Below are 16,431 nucleotides of genomic sequence, written 5' to 3'. Positions count from 1 at the left end.
TCTAAATTATTATGGATTACTTCAGATAATCTTATGGGGTAAATTATGCTCGCCCGGCACATACGGTATTTCCAGGCGGTTGCTGAACATCTCAGCTTCACCAAAGCTGCGGCGGCGCTGCACGTCTCTCAGCCCGCTCTCTCGCAGCTTGTAAAACAGCTGGAGGAGGAACTTGATACCCAGTTATTCGATCGGTCTGGCCGTACAACACGTCTAACTGATACCGGACACGCTTATCTACAGTATGTACGTCGCGCTTCTTATGAGCTGCGGGACGCTACGCGCGCTATCCACGACGTGAACGATCTCAGCCGTGGATCGCTTCGCTTAGCCGTGACGCCAACCTTCACAACGTATCTTGTCGGGCCGCTGGTCGAGGCATTCCACCTTCGCTATCCAGAAATCACCCTCAACGTGAGGGAAATTTCACAGGAAAGCATCGAAGAACTGCTCCAGGAAGGAGAGCTGGACGTGGGGATAGCATTCGGTGATGTTCACTGTCCGGACATTGACGCGATACCGTTGCTGGACGAAACGCTTGCCCTCATCGTTAACCGCGGGCATAGGCTTGCGAAGGAAAAATCTGCCGGGCTACAGGCTTTAAATACCGAGTCCCTCGTATTACTCAGCAAGGAATTCGCGACCCGCGAGCAGATTGACAGCTACTGCCGTAAACACAGCATTCATCCAAAGGTAGTGATGGAAGCAAACGCTCTCGGGGCGGTAATCGAAATTGTCCGCAGGACCACTTTATCCACGCTGCTGCCCGCCAGGACCGCCCTTGCCCAGGATAATCTGGTAGCGATCGCGCTCGAACCCGAACGCCTGACGCGCACAGCAGTCCTGATGCGTCGAAGGGATGCTTATCAGAGCTTTGCAGCCCGGGCATTTACTGATATGGCAGTGGACGTATCCGCTCAGCTGAACGCATAAACGCCTTTATAGCAGTTACAGACAGTTGCCAGGGCGGCGATTGAAAAAGTTTTGATGATTTTCATCGTCTTCCTTAAGAGCATGATTAATCCTGCTGCTATTTAAACTCCGACATCGTTTCCTGGAGCGGCGAAACGGCAGCCACCGTATACTGGAAAACGTAGGGATCGGAGAGCAGTTCAAACTGTTCATCATCCGGATAGGTGACCGCCACATGATAATCTTCACCTGCAAACGCCTTCACCGCCGATAGGTCTTCCCAGATTATGCTCCTTTATAGAAAAAGGCTGCTGGCCTAAACCAGCAGCCCTTATAAAGGCGCTCGCGATGCTCAGACACATCGTTCCTGAAAAGGCGGGGTTGCCCCCGCCTCCAGGTTGCTACTTACCGGATCCGCAGGCCATCGAAGCAGCCACCTCTCTGCTCCCGTCTCTGTAGCGAATTTCACACAGTGATTTTCGCGTCAGCCAGGTGAATACCAACAGCGTTAAAAACACTATCAATACGCACCAGATAAGAGCGTTCCATGGCAGCTTCATAGCCTTCTTCTCCTTGCCTTGCGGCGGGTAAACGGCTACTCTGATGTTGTCTAGCATAAGAGCAAGCCTCGTTGGTTAATTGAAAAATGACCTTCGGGGCTTTCTTCTTTCTGCCTCACCACATCTTTACCAATTCAACGTTATGAGGCAAAAAGCCTCAAGCGCCACGGCTATTCTACTGCGTCCATGCTCTCTGTGTTGCGGCGCGCTACGCATAACGCCTCGCGGCTGCAAAATATTTTAATATACTAACGAGGCCAGATTTTCATCCTTTTCTTCTAATAATGCGCCTAAAGCAGGCTAATCTATAGAATGGCTTCAGAAGAAGGATTACTGATTGTTTAACCGCGCTGACTACACAGGGTTGTTGGCAGGTATAAGGGGAAAGAATGTCTTTTTTATTTGGTGAGTTATCTGTCGCGCCGACGTGGGTGCCTGCTGTACTGGTTGTGACGCTCTCGCTCGCGGTGGGTTTTCTCGCGAGATTTATACTTCTACGATTCATCCGCTACTGGCAGAGTCGTGACAGAAAGCTATTCAAATCCCTTGAGAAACACCTTCGCGGCTCAATGTTCCTGTTCATACCCCTGCTGTTGATACGCGTAGGGGTTAACTATGTCCATATTCAACCTGAATCTTTTCAATTTATTATAACTACAATTAATATATTTATTATATTGTCATTTTGCTCCGTCCTGATTCGATTGATTAATGTTGCTCAGGATATGCTTTTCATACGCTATGACATTAATATTTCCAATAACCTTCGCGCACGCAAAATTCGCACTCAGATAATGTATGTTAAGAAGGTCGCTATTGTTGTGCTGGTGACCTTCTGTCTTTCATTGATTTTACTTAGCCTCCCTGGCGTCAGGAAATTCGGTACGACTATCCTGGCTGGCGCAGGGGTTGCCGGGATAATCATTGGCTTTGCCCTACAGAAATCACTCGTTAATTTGTTTGCCGGAATTCAGATCGCGTTTACGCAGCCTATAAAAATTGATGATGCTGTGGTGGTTGAAAAAGAGTGGGGTTGGATTGAGGAGATAAACCTGACGTATGTCGTGGTGCGTCTCTGGGATCTGCGCCGACTGGTCTTACCGATTACCTACTTTACAGAAAATCCATTCCAAAACTGGACGCGTAACAATGCACAAATTTTAGGGTCTGTATTTCTTTATCTGGATTACTCGATGCCCTTAGAGCCTCTTCGAAAACACTTTGAAAAGGTGCTCAGTGAAACCAAACTCTGGGATCAACAGACGCAGGTCCTTCAGGTTACCGATACGACTGAAAAGAGTATGACAATCAGATTGTTAATGACGGCGCAGAATTCGCCTACAGCTTTCGATTTACGCTGTCACGTGCGGGAAAAAATGATTGAGTTTATTCAACAAAATTATCCGCAGAGTCTTCCTCAGGTAAGGGCTACATTGATGGGTCCCGGTGTCGCCGAAAATGAATGATTATCTTACGGGCAGAACGTATCGAATATGCCTCTTCACGCCCCATGAAAAAATCCTTCTTCTATACTGATTTACGTTTAGTGAGCTATGCGGCTGTCGTTGCCCCGCGTGATGAATAGCCGCAGTAGACTACTATGACAGTAGATGACTCATTGTTCTTTTTGGAGAGAGGATTTCCTGGTATGTTGCAATCTCAACCCTCACGCCTCGGCAGTATACTTTTGCTGCTATCAGCCGTGATTGGCTTCGCGGTCGCGTTATATGCGTGGCTAACGCCGCTTACGGGCGTCACCGGCACTATCGGCGCCCTCGGCGTGGCCATTGCCAGTGTGCTGCTGGCGATACTGGCCTTTATACTGCGTGCCGCATCCCACCGTGGAACGCGTATTTTCCTGATTGTTGTCACCCTTGTCATGCTGTTTGGTATTGGTTTTGCAGGCGCGTTGCTGCATCAGTACCTCATTACTGCGGCAATGGTGGTCGGCCTCATTGGTCTGATTGCGCTGAGCAACACTTCCGTTCGTCCCAATCATCGCGCCAGAGTGTGAGGAGCCGCCCGTGCATAACGAAAAACATTCTCCATTACTGAAAGTCAGCATGACGGCGCTCGCGTTGTTGGTTGCTCCGCTTCCGCTGTATGCGCAAGAGAACGCCGCGGAGGCCTCTCAGGGAACCCAGGAAAAGCTGAACGTAGATGCAGCCGATCAACAGGCACCAGGAACGACAAAAACCACTGACGAGGCCTCAACGGGCAAAAATGACGGACAGAAGGTAGACGCTGTCACACAGCCAGCCACATCGCTGGTGCCTTCCACTGCCACCTGGGACAGCTTTCATGGCCAGCTTAACGCCCAGAAATACAGTCCACTGACGCAGATTACTGCGGACAACGTCAATAAATTAACCAAAGTTTGGGAGTTTCATACCGGCGACGTCTCGGATGGGAAAGGTGATACCCCTGCCACCGTCTGGTCAGCAACGCCTATTTTTGCCAACGAAACGCTCTATATCGGTACACCATTTGATCGCCTGATTGCGCTCGATCCGGGTACAGGGAAAGAGAAGTGGCATTACGACACCAAATCATCGCGCAAAGCCCTGACTCAGCCCGTCCTTAAAAACCGCGGCGTTTCGTACTGGCAGGCTAAAAATCCGGTCGCCGGACAGGCATGCCAGAAAATCGTTTATATGGGTAACGTAGATGGCCACCTCTATGCGCTGGATGCCGATTCAGGCAAGCCGTGCAGCGGCTTTGCTGATAATGGCGTGCTGAATATTAATCAGTGGAATACGCTCAACGCCAAATACCCGCTATCTATCCTGCAGCCACCAACGGTGGTAGGTAATCATCTGCTGATCGGCTGGGCTGGGAAGGACTGGGCCTATGCCGAAGCGCCTCCGGGTACCGTGTTCTCAATTAACGCACAAACCGGCGAACGTGAGTGGACCTTTGACGCGATCCCGGCAGAAATCCGCCAGCGCACCGGTACGGCCAACGTCTGGACCCACATGTCTGCCGATGAGGCTAATGGTTTAGTCTATCTGCCGGTGTCATCCCCTTCCCCTAACTACTGGGGCGGCAACCGTGTTGCACCTATTCCACTTGCAACCTCCACGACCGCACTGGATATCAACACCGGTAAAGTCGTCTGGTCTCGTCAGTGGGTCCATCACGACGTATGGGATTACGATATCAACTCTGCGCCGACCCTGATGGATATTACCGTCGACGGCAAGCAAATCCCGGCATTGATTCAGGCAACCAAACAGGGCTTTCTGTTTGTTGTGAATCGCCTGACAGGTGAGGATGTCTGGCCGATTGAAGAGCGTCCGGTGCCGCAGGGAGATGGTTCGGTACAGGGTGAGGTGCTTTCGCCAACGCAGCCCTTCCCGACGAAACCTGCGCCGCTGCTCGATCAATCTAAGAAGCCAGAGATCTGGAAACTGGCAGATGCCGTGGGTGCGGGTCAGTGCTCTCGCCTGTGGGATAAGCTGAGCTATGAAGGCATGTACACGCCGCCGACGACGAAGGGCGAAGGTGCCCTGACCTATCCAGACAGCGCCGGTGGCGTTCAGTGGGGAGGCGTGGCCTTCGATCCGAAAAAACAGATTGCCATCGTCAATACCTCACACATTGTGCAGTACCTGAAGCTATATAGTCGTGAAGATTATAAAAAGGCGGATAAAGGTTCCGGCAATGAGAGCGGCTTTGCGCCTCAGGAAGGTGCCCCTTACGGTATGCGTCTGATGGTGGCGAATAACTGGCTGGGTATGCCGTGCTGGCAACCACCGTTTGGCGAAATCGTGGCGCTGGATATGCACACGGGGGATGTGAAGTGGCGTCGTCCGGTTGGTGCATCGCAGCAGTATGGCTTCTTTATGCCTGAGAGCTGGGGCTCCCCAACTATCGGTGGTCCAGCCGTGACGGCGGGAGGCGTGGTGTTTATCGGTGCTTCCATGGATGCCAAGGTTCGCGCCTATTCAGTGGATAGCGGCGAAGAGCTGTGGTCCGATCAGGTAGAAGCGCCTGCGGTAGCGAACCCTTCGATCTATGAGTACAAAGGTCGTCAGTATGTCGCGTTTGTCGCGGGCGGCAATACTATTCTGAAGGATCAGGTAGGCGATCAGGTCGTCGTTTACGCGCTTCCTGAATAACCGTTTAACATACCGTTAATGCAAGCTGCGTGGGGCCTTCGGGCCCCACTTTTTTATTGCAAAACGCCTATTCTCTTCTGGTGTATTACGGGCCTGGTTGTAACAGAAATTGCCGGAGTTCAGCCGTGAGTTCTTCCGGGGCTTCTTCAGCCATATGGTGACCGCTGGCGATGGCTTTACCCTGAACGTGCGGTGCCCACGATTTCCAGATGCCTAACACATCACCGTAGATATCTTCCAGATCGTCATACTTTGACCATAAACAGAGCGTCGGGCATGTAATCAATTTGCCTTTCTGACGATCGTGTTGCTCGTGCTCTTTATCGATACTCAGACCGGCGCGATAGTCCTCGATCATTCCATGCACGGTTTCTGGATCGTGTATGGCTCGCCTGAATTCGAGATACTCCTCGTCTCCCATTGTTTCGGGCTGGCCGCCATACCATTTATCAGGATCGGCCAGTATTGCCCGCTCTGGTTTTTCTAATTGAGCAAAGAAGAACCAGTGATACCATTGCCGGGCAAACTTCTCATTACAGCGGTTAAGTGCTTCAAGGATTGGAATGCAATCCAGTACCGCCAGTCGAGTGATCCGCTCCGGGTAATCAAGTGCGGCCCGGTAAGCGGTGTAGCTCCCTCTGTCATGTCCCACAAGGGCAAATTGCTCAAACCCCAGCTGGCTCATTAACTCAACACAATCTTTTGCTTTAGCGCGTTTAGACGAGCCCGCGTGATTGGGTTGGTCAGCAGGTTTAGATGAGCGCCCGAATCCCCGTAAATCAGGGCAAACGACGGTAAAGGATTTGGCAAGCTGGGGCGCGACCTTTGACCAGGTTACGTGGGTACGAGGATGTCCATGTAATAGCAGCACCGGAGGGCCACTCCCTCCATAGCGGACATCAAGCACAGCTTCCGAAAGGCTAATTTGTGTATGCGTAAATCCTTCAAACATAGGCTACCCCCCGCCAACCACATGCCCCTGAAAAGGCGGAGTTACCCCCGCCTACTATGTCAGGACTTAAACAGGTCCTTAAGGGTGTGAGGCTGGCAGCGAAGATACTGGCTGGCTGCCCTCACCTGCGCCCCCAGCGTTGCCGCCGCATGCCAGGGCCAACGCGGATCGTACAGCGCCGTACGGGCAATCCCGATAATATCTGCATCGCCGCTCGCGACAATGGCCTCTGCATGCTGGGGTTCGGTAATCAAACCAACGGCCACAACCGGAATAGTCACTGCGGATTTCACCGCTCTTGCTAACGGAACCTGATAGCCCGGATAGACATCGATTTTTTGATCGGGGTGGAGACCACCGCTAGAGACGTGGATCGCATCAACACCGCGCGCTTCAACCATTTTTGCAAACGCCACGGCTTCCTCAATATCGAATCCGCCCTCTACCCAGTCCGTCGCGGAGATGCGCACGCTGATCGCTTTTTCTGCCGGGAAGGCTTCACGAACCACGTCAAAAATTTCCAGTGGGAATCTGGCGCGGTTCTCCAGCGAGCCGCCGTACTCATCGGTACGCTGGTTTGATAACGGGGATAAGAACTGATGCAGCAGATAACCATGCGCGGCGTGAATTTGGATCAGATCGATATTCAGTTTGGCCGCGCGTTTCGCGGCATTGGCAAACTGGGAGCGGATCTCGTCTAGTCCGGCACTGTCCAGCGCGGTCGGAGGCGTATAGCCCGTGGTGTAGGGAACCGCGGAGGGGGCGAGCGTTTGCCAACCACCCTGCTGGTCAGGAGGAATTTGCCCCTGCTTATCCCAGGGTTTGTAGGTCGATGCTTTTCTGCCTGCATGAGCCAGCTGGATCGCAATGGGCATATCCGACCATTTACGGATGGCATCAAGCACCCGGGCCATGGCTGCCTCTGACCGATCATCATAGAGACCGACGTCGGCAAAGGTGATGCGCCCTTCCGGAGAGACGGCGGTGGCCTCAATCGTCAGCAAACCCGCACCGGATTGCGCCAGCTGTCCCAGATGCATCATGTGCCAGTCAGTCATACATCCCTCTTCAGCGGAGTATTGGCACATGGGTGCAATCACGATCCGGTTTTCAATCTCCAGATTTCTGATGCGTAGCGGTGTAAACAGCGTGGGTTGAGACATAGGACTTCCTTTCGGTTTCAGCATTTATAGAAATCTTAATATAGCGCATAAAAAAGGGAGCCTTACGGCTCCCTCAGTCTCCCCAGACTGCAAATTAGCTGTTGCGGATGTACTCATCCATTTCGGTTTTCAGGTTATCGGATTTAGTACCGAAAATAGCCTGAACGCCCGAACCTGCAACCACCACACCCGCTGCACCCAGTTTCTTCAGGCCAGCCTGGTCAACCTTCGCCACGTCGGCCACGCTTACGCGCAGACGAGTAATACAGGCGTCGAGGTTAGTGATGTTCTCTTTACCACCGAAGGCAGAGACCAGTGCCGGAGCCATCTCGCTGGTTGCACCAGCTTTTGTGTCTTCGGTTGCGTCTTCACGACCCGGGGTTTTCAGATCCAGCGCTTTGATCAGCACGCGGAACACGGTGTAGTAGATTGCCGCGTAGCACAGGCCAACAATCGGGAACAGCCACAGTTTGCTGCCGTTACCGCTCAGCACGATGAAGTCGATCAGACCGTGTGAGAAGGAGGTCCCGTCACGCATACCCAGCAGGATACAGATCGGGAAGGCCAGACCTGCCAGCACCGCATGGATCCCGTAAAGGATCGGTGCAACGAACATGAAGGAGAACTCGATCGGCTCGGTGATACCGGTCAGGAACGAGGTCAGCGCGGCGGAGATCATGATACCGCCCACTTTGGCACGGTTTTCCGGTTTAGCAGAGTGCCAGATGGCAATCGCAGCAGCCGGCAGGCCGTACATTTTGAACAGGAAGCCACCGGAGAGTTTACCTGCGGTCGGGTCACCTGCCATGTAGCGCGGGATATCGCCGTGGAAGACCTGGCCTGCCGCGTTGGCGTATTCACCAATCTGCATCTGGAAAGGAACGTTCCAGATGTGGTGCAGACCGAACGGCACCAGGCAGCGCTCAATGAAGCCGTAGATACCAAACGCCACAACCGGGTTCTGGTAAGCAGCCCACTGGGAGAAGGTCTGGATAGCCGTACCGATCGGTGGCCAGATGAAGGAGAGGATCACGCCCATGAAGATCGCAGCCAGACCAGAGATGATCGGCACGAAGCGCTTACCGGCGAAGAAGCCCAGATACTCAGGGAGCTTGATGCGGTAGAAGCGGTTGAACATGTAGGCAGCAATCGCACCTGCGATGATCCCGCCGAGAACACCGGTATCCGCAAGGTGTTTCGCCGTAATCTCTTCCGCAGGCAGATGCAGCACCAGCGGCGCCACCACGGCCATGGTTTTCACCATGATGCCATAGGCAACCACTGCCGCCAGCGCAGACACGCCGTCGTTATTGGTGAAGCCAAGTGCAACACCGATAGCGAAAATCAGAGGCATGTTAGCAAAAACGGAACCGCCCGCTTCTGCCATTACATGGGAAACCACTTCTGGAAGCCAGGTGAAGTTAGCCGAACCGACGCCAAGCAGGATCCCTGCGATAGGCAGTACGGAAACGGGCAACATCAGTGATTTACCGACCTTTTGCAGGTTAGCAAATGCATTCTTAAACATAATTGAGAGTGCTCCTGAGTATTTGTGCTTTTTTGTACGTTTTCACGCATTGGCACGGGGGGAGAACCGCGCCCTGGACAGAGCATCTAAGTGCCCTTTATTTATTACACAGAGTAAAATAAATCGCCCTAAGTTTGTTTGACGGTTATCACGTTTCAAAACGCGGTCACCTGAAAACTTTCACTTATTTACAAAAACGGGGTCTGAAAGTATCAAAAACTCGACTCACCGCCAAGTTTCTGGCGGTGCACTCTACTCGCATTGTCAATTAATTACGAGCCTTAAAAAAACAGACTTATTGGCGGGATAGCAGACGCGCGGGGTCGATATGGAACAGCGTGGCAAAGTTTTGCGTGGTCTGCTGCGCCAGCGTTTCCAACGATACGCCCTTCAGCACGGCCATGTACTCCGCAACGTCGCGGGTCATCGCAGGCTGATTCTCTTTGCCCCGGTGCGGAACCGGTGCCAGATAGGGTGAATCCGTCTCCACCAGCATTCTGTCCAGCGGTACGTAGCGTGCAGCATCGCGCAGCTGTTCAGCGTTACGGAAAGTAACGATGCCAGAGAACGAGATATAGAACCCCATATCCAGCAGCTTTCCTGCCGTTTCTCTGTCTTCTGTGAAACAGTGTAGTACGCCACCGCAATCCGTCACCTTTTCCTCGGCCAGAATTGCCAGCGTATCTTCGCGAGCGTCACGGGTATGGACAATCACGGGCTTATTCAGCTCGCGGCCAATGCGGATATGGTTGCGGAACGACTCTTGCTGAATGGGTTTGGTCTCCGGGGTATAGAAGTAGTCCAGCCCGGTTTCACCCATGGCGACGACGCCCTCTTCTGCCGCCAGGGTTCGCAGCTCCTCAACGTCATACACCTCGTCCTGATTGAGCGGGTGTACGCCGCAGGAGAAGGCCACGTTGTCACGATTGCCCACCAGCTCACGCATGGCGCGGTAGCCCGGCAGCGTCGTGGCCACGGCGAGGCAAAACTTAACGTCGCGGGCAGCCGCTTTGGCCAGCACGTCGTCCACGTCCCGGTGCAGGGATTGATAATCAAGGCCATCAAGGTGGCAGTGGGAGTCGACTAAAAACATAATGTCTCTCTTAAAGATGGGATACAGGCAGCACGGCGTCGGGTTGCAGCCAGTGCTCCTGGCTCAGGAGTAAATCGGTTAACAGCAGTTCACGATTGACGCCGGTCACGGTCAGCAGCTGCTCCCGGCAGGTAAAGATCGCCGTTAAGAGCGCGCGCAAACGCGCAGGCGCGATAATTTTAGCCAGCCGGGTAACCAGCGGATACGCGTCGGCGTTGCCGAGCTGCGTAGCTCCCTGCTGGATTTTCATGGCGTCAAGATAGAGCGAGGCCAGCCAGTGCAGACGATCGGCAACGCTGTCATGGTTAAGCGCAGGCAGCAGAGAAAGCCAGTCGCTGCTGGTCAGAGCCGCATCCACGGCAGCACACAGCGTCTGGCGCTGCGCCCACGCATCAGTAGAGATCAGGGTTTGTGCCGCGCCCGGGGCACCGCCGCAGAGCCGCAGCGCCGTCAGGATCGCTTCGGGCGGAGCCTGAACCTCCCGTGACAGCCAGGCGCAGGCATAGCGCTCGTCCGGTGGCGCAAGGTGATGCAGGCGACAGCGGCTGCGCAGGGTGGCCAGCAGGCGGGCCGGCTCACGGCAGGCGAGGAAGAACCAGGTGTTGGCTGGCGGCTCCTCCAGCGTTTTAAGCAGGGCGTTGGCAGCGGCCTCGGTGAGTCGGGCCGCATCGCTGACCCATACCACCTTCGCGCCGCTCAGGCGTGCATGCTCGTAAAGCTTCTCGCTCACCTCGCGCACCGCATCAATACCGAGCGTGCTTTTGCCCTTCTCTGGCTCCAGCACATAGTAATCCGGATGGGTTCCGGCCTGCATCAGCTGACAGCCGCGGCAGCGACCGCAGCTTTTATGGCCATCGGGCTGCTGGCAGAGTAGGTAGCGCGTCAGGGCATAGATTAACGCCTCGTCACCCATACCGGGCAGAGCATGGATCAGTAGCGCATGGTGTCCGCGTCCGGCCTGGTAGCTGGCCACCAGGCTTTCAAAGTCCGGGCGTAACCATGGATACCATTTCATGCGCCCTGCTCCTGCACCCAGGCGGTGACCGTCTGGCGAATGTCGCTCATCACCTCGTCGAGGGAGCGGGTGGCGTCGATGGTTTTAATGCGCGGATCGGCAGCGGCAAGCTCAAGGTAGCGAGCGCGGGCGCGATGGAAGAAGTCATAGGACTCCTGCTCGATGCGGTCCAGCTCGCCCCGGGCGCGGGCGCGTTTCAGGCCCACTTCCGGCTCAACGTCGAGGTAGAGCGTCAGGTCCGGGCGGAAATCGCCTAATACGGTGTCACGCAGGGTGGCCAGCATATGGGCGTCGATACCGCGTCCGCCCCCCTGATAGGCCTGAGTCGAGAGATCGTGGCGATCGCCAATCACCCAGCAGCCGCGGGCCAGCGCGGGCTTGATGACCGTCTCCACCAGCTGGACGCGGGCAGCATAGAACATCAGCACTTCGGCTTTGTCGGTAATGATCTCATCACCTACCGATTTGATATCCAGCACCAGGCTGCGCAGCTTCTCGGCAAGCTGGGTACCGCCCGGCTCGCGGGTAAAGATCATCTCGCCGACCCCGAGCTGGGTCAGCGTCTCCACGACGGTATCGCGGGCAGTGGTCTTTCCGGCCCCTTCCAGCCCTTCGATAACGATGTATTTACTGGCCATTTTTTTCCTTAAGCACTTTCAGATAGTCCTGCACCGCGCGGTTATGGCTGACGAGGTTGGTGGTAAAGGTATGCCCCCCCTTGCCGTCAGCGACAAAATAGAGATACGGCGTTTTAGCCGGATGCGCAGCGGCACGCAGCGATGCGTCGCTCGGGATGGCAATCGGTCCCGGCGGCAGGCCGCTAATGGTATAGGTATTATACGCCGTTGGCGTTTCCAGATCGCTACGGCTGATTTTACCGCTGTAGCTCTCCCCCATACCGTAAATAACGGTGGGATCGGTTTGCAAACGCATGCCGGTACGCAGACGGTTGATGAAGACCGAAGCGACCCGATCCCGTTCGCTGGCAACCGCCGTCTCTTTTTCAATAATCGAGGCCATGGTCACCAGCTGGTTTTGATCTTTATACGGCAGGCCTTCCGCCCGCTCTTCCCAGGCCTTATTCACCGCGGCGACCATTTTATCATGGGCGCGTTTAAGCATTGTGATGTCAGTGGTATTGGCAGTGTAGAGCCAGGTATCGGGCCAGAACCAGCCCTCAATCCACTCAGGATGCTCAAACTTCAGCGCCTCTGCCACGGTGGCGTAGCTGTCATCCTTCAGGGTGTGCTGAATATAGGGCGCATCGCGAAGCTGCTTCAGGAGGTCGCTAAGACGCATTCCCTCCACCAGCCGCAGCGGGAACTGCGCCTCTTTGCCGCTCTCCAGCAGCCGCAGCATGTCGCGTACGGTCATGTCCGGCGTAAAGCGATAGGTCCCGGCTTTAAAATGGGAGAGAGTCGGCTCCACGCGCAGCAGCCACTGGAAAACGCGGGGGCGGTTGATGATCTTCTCGCTATAGAGCTGGGTTCCCAGTGCCTGACGGCCGGTGCCCGCTTTCAGGGTAAAGATGGTCTCTGCGTTAATCAGCAGTTTGCTCTCCGCCAGCTGGCGAACCTTCCAGTAACCTGCCCCGGCAGCAATGCCCAGAATCACCAGCAGAAGTACAACAAAACGAAACATTTTCTTCATGACGAGATCGCACGCTCACAAAGGGGAGATAAAAAGGAATACAGCTCGCGGGATGTCCATTCCCACTCGCCGCAGGCGTTAACCGGCACGACCGGCATCAGTGCGTTACAGATCAGCACCTCATCGGCATCAGCCAGCGCCTTTGGCCGGGCGTTAACTTCGGCGAAGGTAAAGCCCGAGACGGCCAGCCGGTCGATAATAAACTGACGCATAATGCCCTTTACACCAGCCTGATTAAGACAGGGCGTAAATACCGTCCTGCCCTGCCGCCAGAATAAATTCGCGGCACAGCATTCCGTAAGCAACCCGTCGCTGTCAAGAACCAGCGCCTCGTCGCCTGCCGTCTGCTCAAGATGAGTACGAATCAGGACCTGTTCCAGGCGGTTGAGATGCTTTATACCTGCCAGATGCGGGTTGCGCCCGAGCCGAATTGGGCTGAGCGCGAGGGTGATACCCGCCTGCTGCCAGCGGGCATAGTGGGCAGGCGGCGCTGACAGGCTCAGGATACGCGTGGGCGCCTGACAGCCCGCGGCACTATAACCGCGCCCGCCCGCGCCCCGGGTGATCATCACCTTCAGTACACCTGCCTGCTGGCGACCTGCCAGAGCGATCATCTCCTGCTCAAGGAGAGGCCAGTCGGTAAACGGGATAAACAATCGCTCACAGGCCTCGCGCAGGCGGGCAAGATGGGCCGAAAGCAGCTGAACCTCACCGGTCTGGATCCGGGCGGTGGTAAAGCAGCCGTCGCCGAACTGTACAGCCCTGTCATTCGCCGCCAGCGTCTGCTGTTGGCAGCCATTTATCAAGAACATAGCGGCTCCTGTATTCGTGACCGGGTAGTCTGGCAGGATGCGAAACGCAGGACAAGCGGAGAAAGCTGAATTGAAAGGGAAAACGTGCAGAACGGACCGGGCAGCACAGGGGCTACCCGGTCATACGGCGTTAGATCCGTTTAAAGATCAGCGAGCCGTTAGTACCACCGAAGCCAAAGGAGTTACACAGGGTGTACTCCAGATTGCTCACCTGGCGTGCGACATGCGGAACGTAGTCCAGATCGCAACCCTCATCCGGGTTATCCAGGTTAATGGTCGGCGGGATCGCCTGATCGCGCAGGGCCAGGATCGAGTAGATAGCCTCTACCGCGCCCGCCGCGCCCAGCAGGTGACCGGTCATGGATTTGGTGGAGCTGACCATAACGCGGCTTGCCGCTTCGCCAAACACGGATTTCACCGCCTGGGTTTCGGCTTTATCGCCGGCCGGCGTGGAGGTGCCGTGGGCGTTAACGTAGCCAATCTTCGCCGGATCCAACTGGGCATCACGCAGCGCATTGGTCATCGCCAGTGCTGCACCCGCGCCGTTTTCCGGCGGCGAGGTCATGTGGTAGGCATCGCTGCTCATACCAAAGCCAATCAGCTCAGCGTAGATTTTCGCACCGCGTTTTTTCGCATGCTCATACTCTTCCAGCATGACCATACCTGCACCGTCGCCCAGCACAAAGCCGTCACGATCTTTATCCCACGGACGGCTTGCCGCCTGCGGATTGTCGTTACGGGTGGAGAGCGCACGCGCTGCGCCAAAGCCACCCACGCCAAGCGGGGTACTGGCTTTCTCAGCGCCGCCTGCCAACATAGCGTCAGCATCGCCGTAGGCGATAATACGCGCCGCATGGCCGATGTTGTGCACGCCAGAGGTACAGGCCGTGGCGATGGAGATGCTCGGGCCCTGAAAACCAAGCATAATCGTCAGGTGACCGGCAACCATGTTAACGATGGTAGAGGGCACAAAGAATGGGCTGATTTTACGCGGGCCGCCGTTAACCAGCGAGGCGTGGTTCTCTTCGATCAGGCCAAGACCGCCGATACCTGAACCAATAGCGGCCCCGATACGGTGAGCGTTCTCTGGGGTGACCTCAAGGCCAGAATCCTGCATGGCCTGCCAGCCCGCAACAACTCCATATTGAATGAAGGCATCCATCTTGCGCTGTTCTTTGCGCGAGATGATGTCATCACAGTTAAAATCCTTTACTAAGCCAGCAAATTTTGTTGCATAGGCGCTAGTATCGAAATGGTCGATCAGGCTGATGCCACTCTGACCGGCAAGGAGAGCACTCCAGGTAGACTCTACGGTATTGCCGACAGGAGACAACATGCCAAGTCCGGTCACAACTACACGACGCTTAGACACGTTTGTCCTCCAGGGAGGGATAAAAAAGAGACGGGTGGGAGAAAAAGATAAAACTCAGGCGGTCGAATGACCGCCTGGAGATGTTCACTTATGCCTGGTGACCGTTGATGTAATCAATGGCAGCCTGAACAGTAGTGATCTTCTCAGCTTCTTCGTCCGGAATCTCAGTATCAAACTCTTCTTCCAGAGCCATTACCAGCTCAACGGTGTCAAGAGAATCCGCGCCCAGATCGTCAACGAAAGAAGCATTGTTAGTGACTTCTTCCTGCTTAACGCCCAGCTGCTCGCCAATAATTTTCTTAACGCGTTCTTCGATAGTGGTGCTCATACTCTTAAATTTCCTATCAAAACTCGCTTTCGCGATGGTTTTCGTAGTGTATAAAATGTTGAAAAATTTGCAACTAAATCCCGGCAGGTCGTACCACGATTTTGCGCTATTTTGAGGCCAATTGGGCTGATAACGCAAATAAAATTATTTCCATTTGATGCTTTAGGAAATAACGTGGTTAAACCATATACATTCCGCCGTTGACGTGCAGGGTTTCACCGGTGATGTAACCCGCTTCGTCAGAAGCTAAAAATGCTACCGCGCTGGCAATCTCTTTTGGATCGCCTAAGCGACCCGCCGGAACGGCTGCCAACGTACCCGCACGCTGATCTTCGGTCAGCGCACGCGTCATGTCCGTTTCAATAAAGCCCGGAGCAACAACGTTTACAGTAATGCCGCGGGACGCAACTTCGCGCGCCAGCGACTTACTGAAACCGATCAGGCCTGCTTTCGCCGCAGCGTAGTTAGCCTGACCAGCATTTCCCATGGTACCCACCACAGAACCGATAGTGATAATGCGACCATGACGCTTCTTCATCATAGCCCGCATTACCGCTTTTGACAGGCGGAAAACAGAAGAGAGATTGGTTTCGATGATATCGTTCCACTCATCGTCTTTCATCCGCATTAACAGGTTGTCGCGAGTAATCCCGGCATTATTGACCAGAATGTCCACTTCGCCAAACTCTGCCCGGACATTTTCCAGCACAGATTCAATAGATGCAGGATCGGTCACGTTTAACAGTAAACCTTTGCCGTTTGCACCTAAATAGTCGCTGATGGCCTGCGCGCCGCTTTCGCTGGTCGCGGTGCCGATCACCTTCGCGCCACGGGCGACGAGAGTTTCAGCGATTGCGCGGCCAATGCCACGGCTTGCACCGGTAACCAGTGCGATCTTTCCTTCAAAACTCATGGTTTTGGGTTC

17 protein-coding genes and 1 pseudogene are annotated in these 16,431 nt (G+C 54.7%); 4 read left to right on the top strand and 14 right to left on the bottom strand.

The window, feature by feature from the left end; genetic code table 11:
- Positions 1 to 45: 45 nt before the first annotated feature.
- Positions 46 to 933 carry a transcriptional regulator CynR gene (cynR, locus tag EV102420_RS14040; protein WP_042392789.1) on the top strand — a complete coding sequence of 296 codons (888 nt, stop codon included), beginning with the start codon at positions 46 to 48 and terminating at the stop codon, positions 931 to 933.
- Positions 934 to 1,030: 97 nt separating this feature from the next.
- Here the strand turns inward: cynR and EV102420_RS14035 are convergent.
- From EV102420_RS14035 to EV102420_RS22760, 3 genes and pseudogenes are all read right to left on the bottom strand, one after another.
- Positions 1,031 to 1,195, bottom strand: a pseudogene (locus tag EV102420_RS14035) (hypothetical protein); the annotation flags it as partial.
- Positions 1,196 to 1,313: 118 nt separating this feature from the next.
- Positions 1,314 to 1,436: a type I toxin-antitoxin system Hok family toxin gene (locus EV102420_RS14030; RefSeq protein WP_303621030.1), complete on the bottom strand. Its 123-nt coding sequence runs from the start codon at positions 1,434 to 1,436 to the stop codon at positions 1,314 to 1,316.
- On the bottom strand, positions 1,378 to 1,560 hold the full coding sequence (locus tag EV102420_RS22760) for a DUF5431 family protein (RefSeq protein WP_255211687.1): 183 nt from the start codon (positions 1,558 to 1,560) through the stop codon (positions 1,378 to 1,380). Before EV102420_RS22760 ends, EV102420_RS14030 begins: the two co-directional genes overlap by 59 nt.
- 301 nt (positions 1,561 to 1,861) lie before the next feature.
- Between EV102420_RS22760 and EV102420_RS14025 the strand changes: the two genes are divergently transcribed.
- From EV102420_RS14025 to EV102420_RS14015, 3 genes are all read left to right on the top strand, one after another.
- Complete coding sequence (locus tag EV102420_RS14025; protein ID WP_042392787.1) at positions 1,862 to 2,938, top strand: mechanosensitive ion channel family protein; 1,077 nt, start codon at positions 1,862 to 1,864, stop codon at positions 2,936 to 2,938.
- A gap of 182 nt (positions 2,939 to 3,120) precedes the next feature.
- Positions 3,121 to 3,486, top strand: coding sequence for a hypothetical protein (locus tag EV102420_RS14020; RefSeq protein ID WP_042392785.1), 366 nt, complete (start codon positions 3,121 to 3,123; stop codon positions 3,484 to 3,486).
- Between the two features lie 10 nt (positions 3,487 to 3,496).
- Entirely contained in the window at positions 3,497 to 5,593 is a 2,097-nt protein-coding gene (locus tag EV102420_RS14015) for a pyrroloquinoline quinone-dependent dehydrogenase (RefSeq protein ID WP_042392784.1), read from the top strand.
- Positions 5,594 to 5,678: 85 nt separating this feature from the next.
- On the opposite strand, the gene EV102420_RS14010 is transcribed toward EV102420_RS14015, so the two are convergent.
- The 11 genes from EV102420_RS14010 to fabG form a co-directional block, all read right to left on the bottom strand.
- The gene (locus EV102420_RS14010) at positions 5,679 to 6,545 is read right to left on the bottom strand and encodes an alpha/beta fold hydrolase (protein ID WP_042392783.1); all 867 of its coding nucleotides are present in this window, start codon (positions 6,543 to 6,545) and stop codon (positions 5,679 to 5,681) included.
- A gap of 59 nt (positions 6,546 to 6,604) precedes the next feature.
- Entirely contained in the window at positions 6,605 to 7,708 is a 1,104-nt protein-coding gene (locus tag EV102420_RS14005) for an NADH:flavin oxidoreductase/NADH oxidase (RefSeq protein ID WP_042392781.1), read from the bottom strand.
- A 94-nt stretch (positions 7,709 to 7,802) separates the two neighbouring features.
- Entirely contained in the window at positions 7,803 to 9,236 is a 1,434-nt protein-coding gene (gene ptsG / locus EV102420_RS14000; RefSeq protein WP_042392780.1) for a PTS glucose transporter subunit IIBC, read from the bottom strand.
- Between the two features lie 295 nt (positions 9,237 to 9,531).
- The gene (locus EV102420_RS13995) at positions 9,532 to 10,329 is read right to left on the bottom strand and encodes a metal-dependent hydrolase (protein ID WP_042392778.1); all 798 of its coding nucleotides are present in this window, start codon (positions 10,327 to 10,329) and stop codon (positions 9,532 to 9,534) included.
- Between the two features lie 10 nt (positions 10,330 to 10,339).
- A complete protein-coding gene (gene holB / locus EV102420_RS13990) occupies positions 10,340 to 11,344 on the bottom strand; it encodes a DNA polymerase III subunit delta' (protein WP_042392776.1) in 1,005 nt (334 codons plus the stop codon).
- On the bottom strand, positions 11,341 to 11,982 hold the full coding sequence (gene tmk / locus EV102420_RS13985; RefSeq protein WP_042392774.1) for a dTMP kinase: 642 nt from the start codon (positions 11,980 to 11,982) through the stop codon (positions 11,341 to 11,343). Before tmk ends, holB begins: the two co-directional genes overlap by 4 nt.
- Complete coding sequence (yceG, locus tag EV102420_RS13980) at positions 11,972 to 12,994, bottom strand: cell division protein YceG (RefSeq protein WP_042392773.1); 1,023 nt, start codon at positions 12,992 to 12,994, stop codon at positions 11,972 to 11,974. The genes tmk and yceG overlap by 11 nt, the downstream gene beginning before the upstream one ends.
- Positions 12,991 to 13,806 (bottom strand): aminodeoxychorismate lyase, encoded by an 816-nt coding sequence (gene pabC, locus EV102420_RS13975; RefSeq protein WP_042392770.1) that lies wholly within the window; start codon positions 13,804 to 13,806, stop codon positions 12,991 to 12,993. Before pabC ends, yceG begins: the two co-directional genes overlap by 4 nt.
- A gap of 130 nt (positions 13,807 to 13,936) precedes the next feature.
- Positions 13,937 to 15,178, bottom strand: a complete 1,242-nt coding sequence (fabF, locus tag EV102420_RS13970; RefSeq protein WP_042392769.1) for a beta-ketoacyl-ACP synthase II — start codon at positions 15,176 to 15,178, stop codon at positions 13,937 to 13,939.
- Between the two features lie 88 nt (positions 15,179 to 15,266).
- Positions 15,267 to 15,506, bottom strand: a complete 240-nt coding sequence (gene acpP, locus EV102420_RS13965) for an acyl carrier protein (RefSeq protein WP_042392766.1) — start codon at positions 15,504 to 15,506, stop codon at positions 15,267 to 15,269.
- Positions 15,507 to 15,684: 178 nt separating this feature from the next.
- Positions 15,685 to 16,419: a 3-oxoacyl-ACP reductase FabG gene (gene fabG / locus EV102420_RS13960; protein ID WP_042392763.1), complete on the bottom strand. Its 735-nt coding sequence runs from the start codon at positions 16,417 to 16,419 to the stop codon at positions 15,685 to 15,687.
- Positions 16,420 to 16,431 lie beyond the last annotated feature (12 nt).

Source organism: Pseudescherichia vulneris NBRC 102420 (genome assembly GCF_000759795.1).
GTDB lineage: Bacteria > Pseudomonadota > Gammaproteobacteria > Enterobacterales > Enterobacteriaceae > Pseudescherichia > Pseudescherichia vulneris.
The sequence above is the reverse complement of the archived record's forward strand: the minus strand, read 5'-3'. Positions and strand labels throughout refer to the sequence as shown.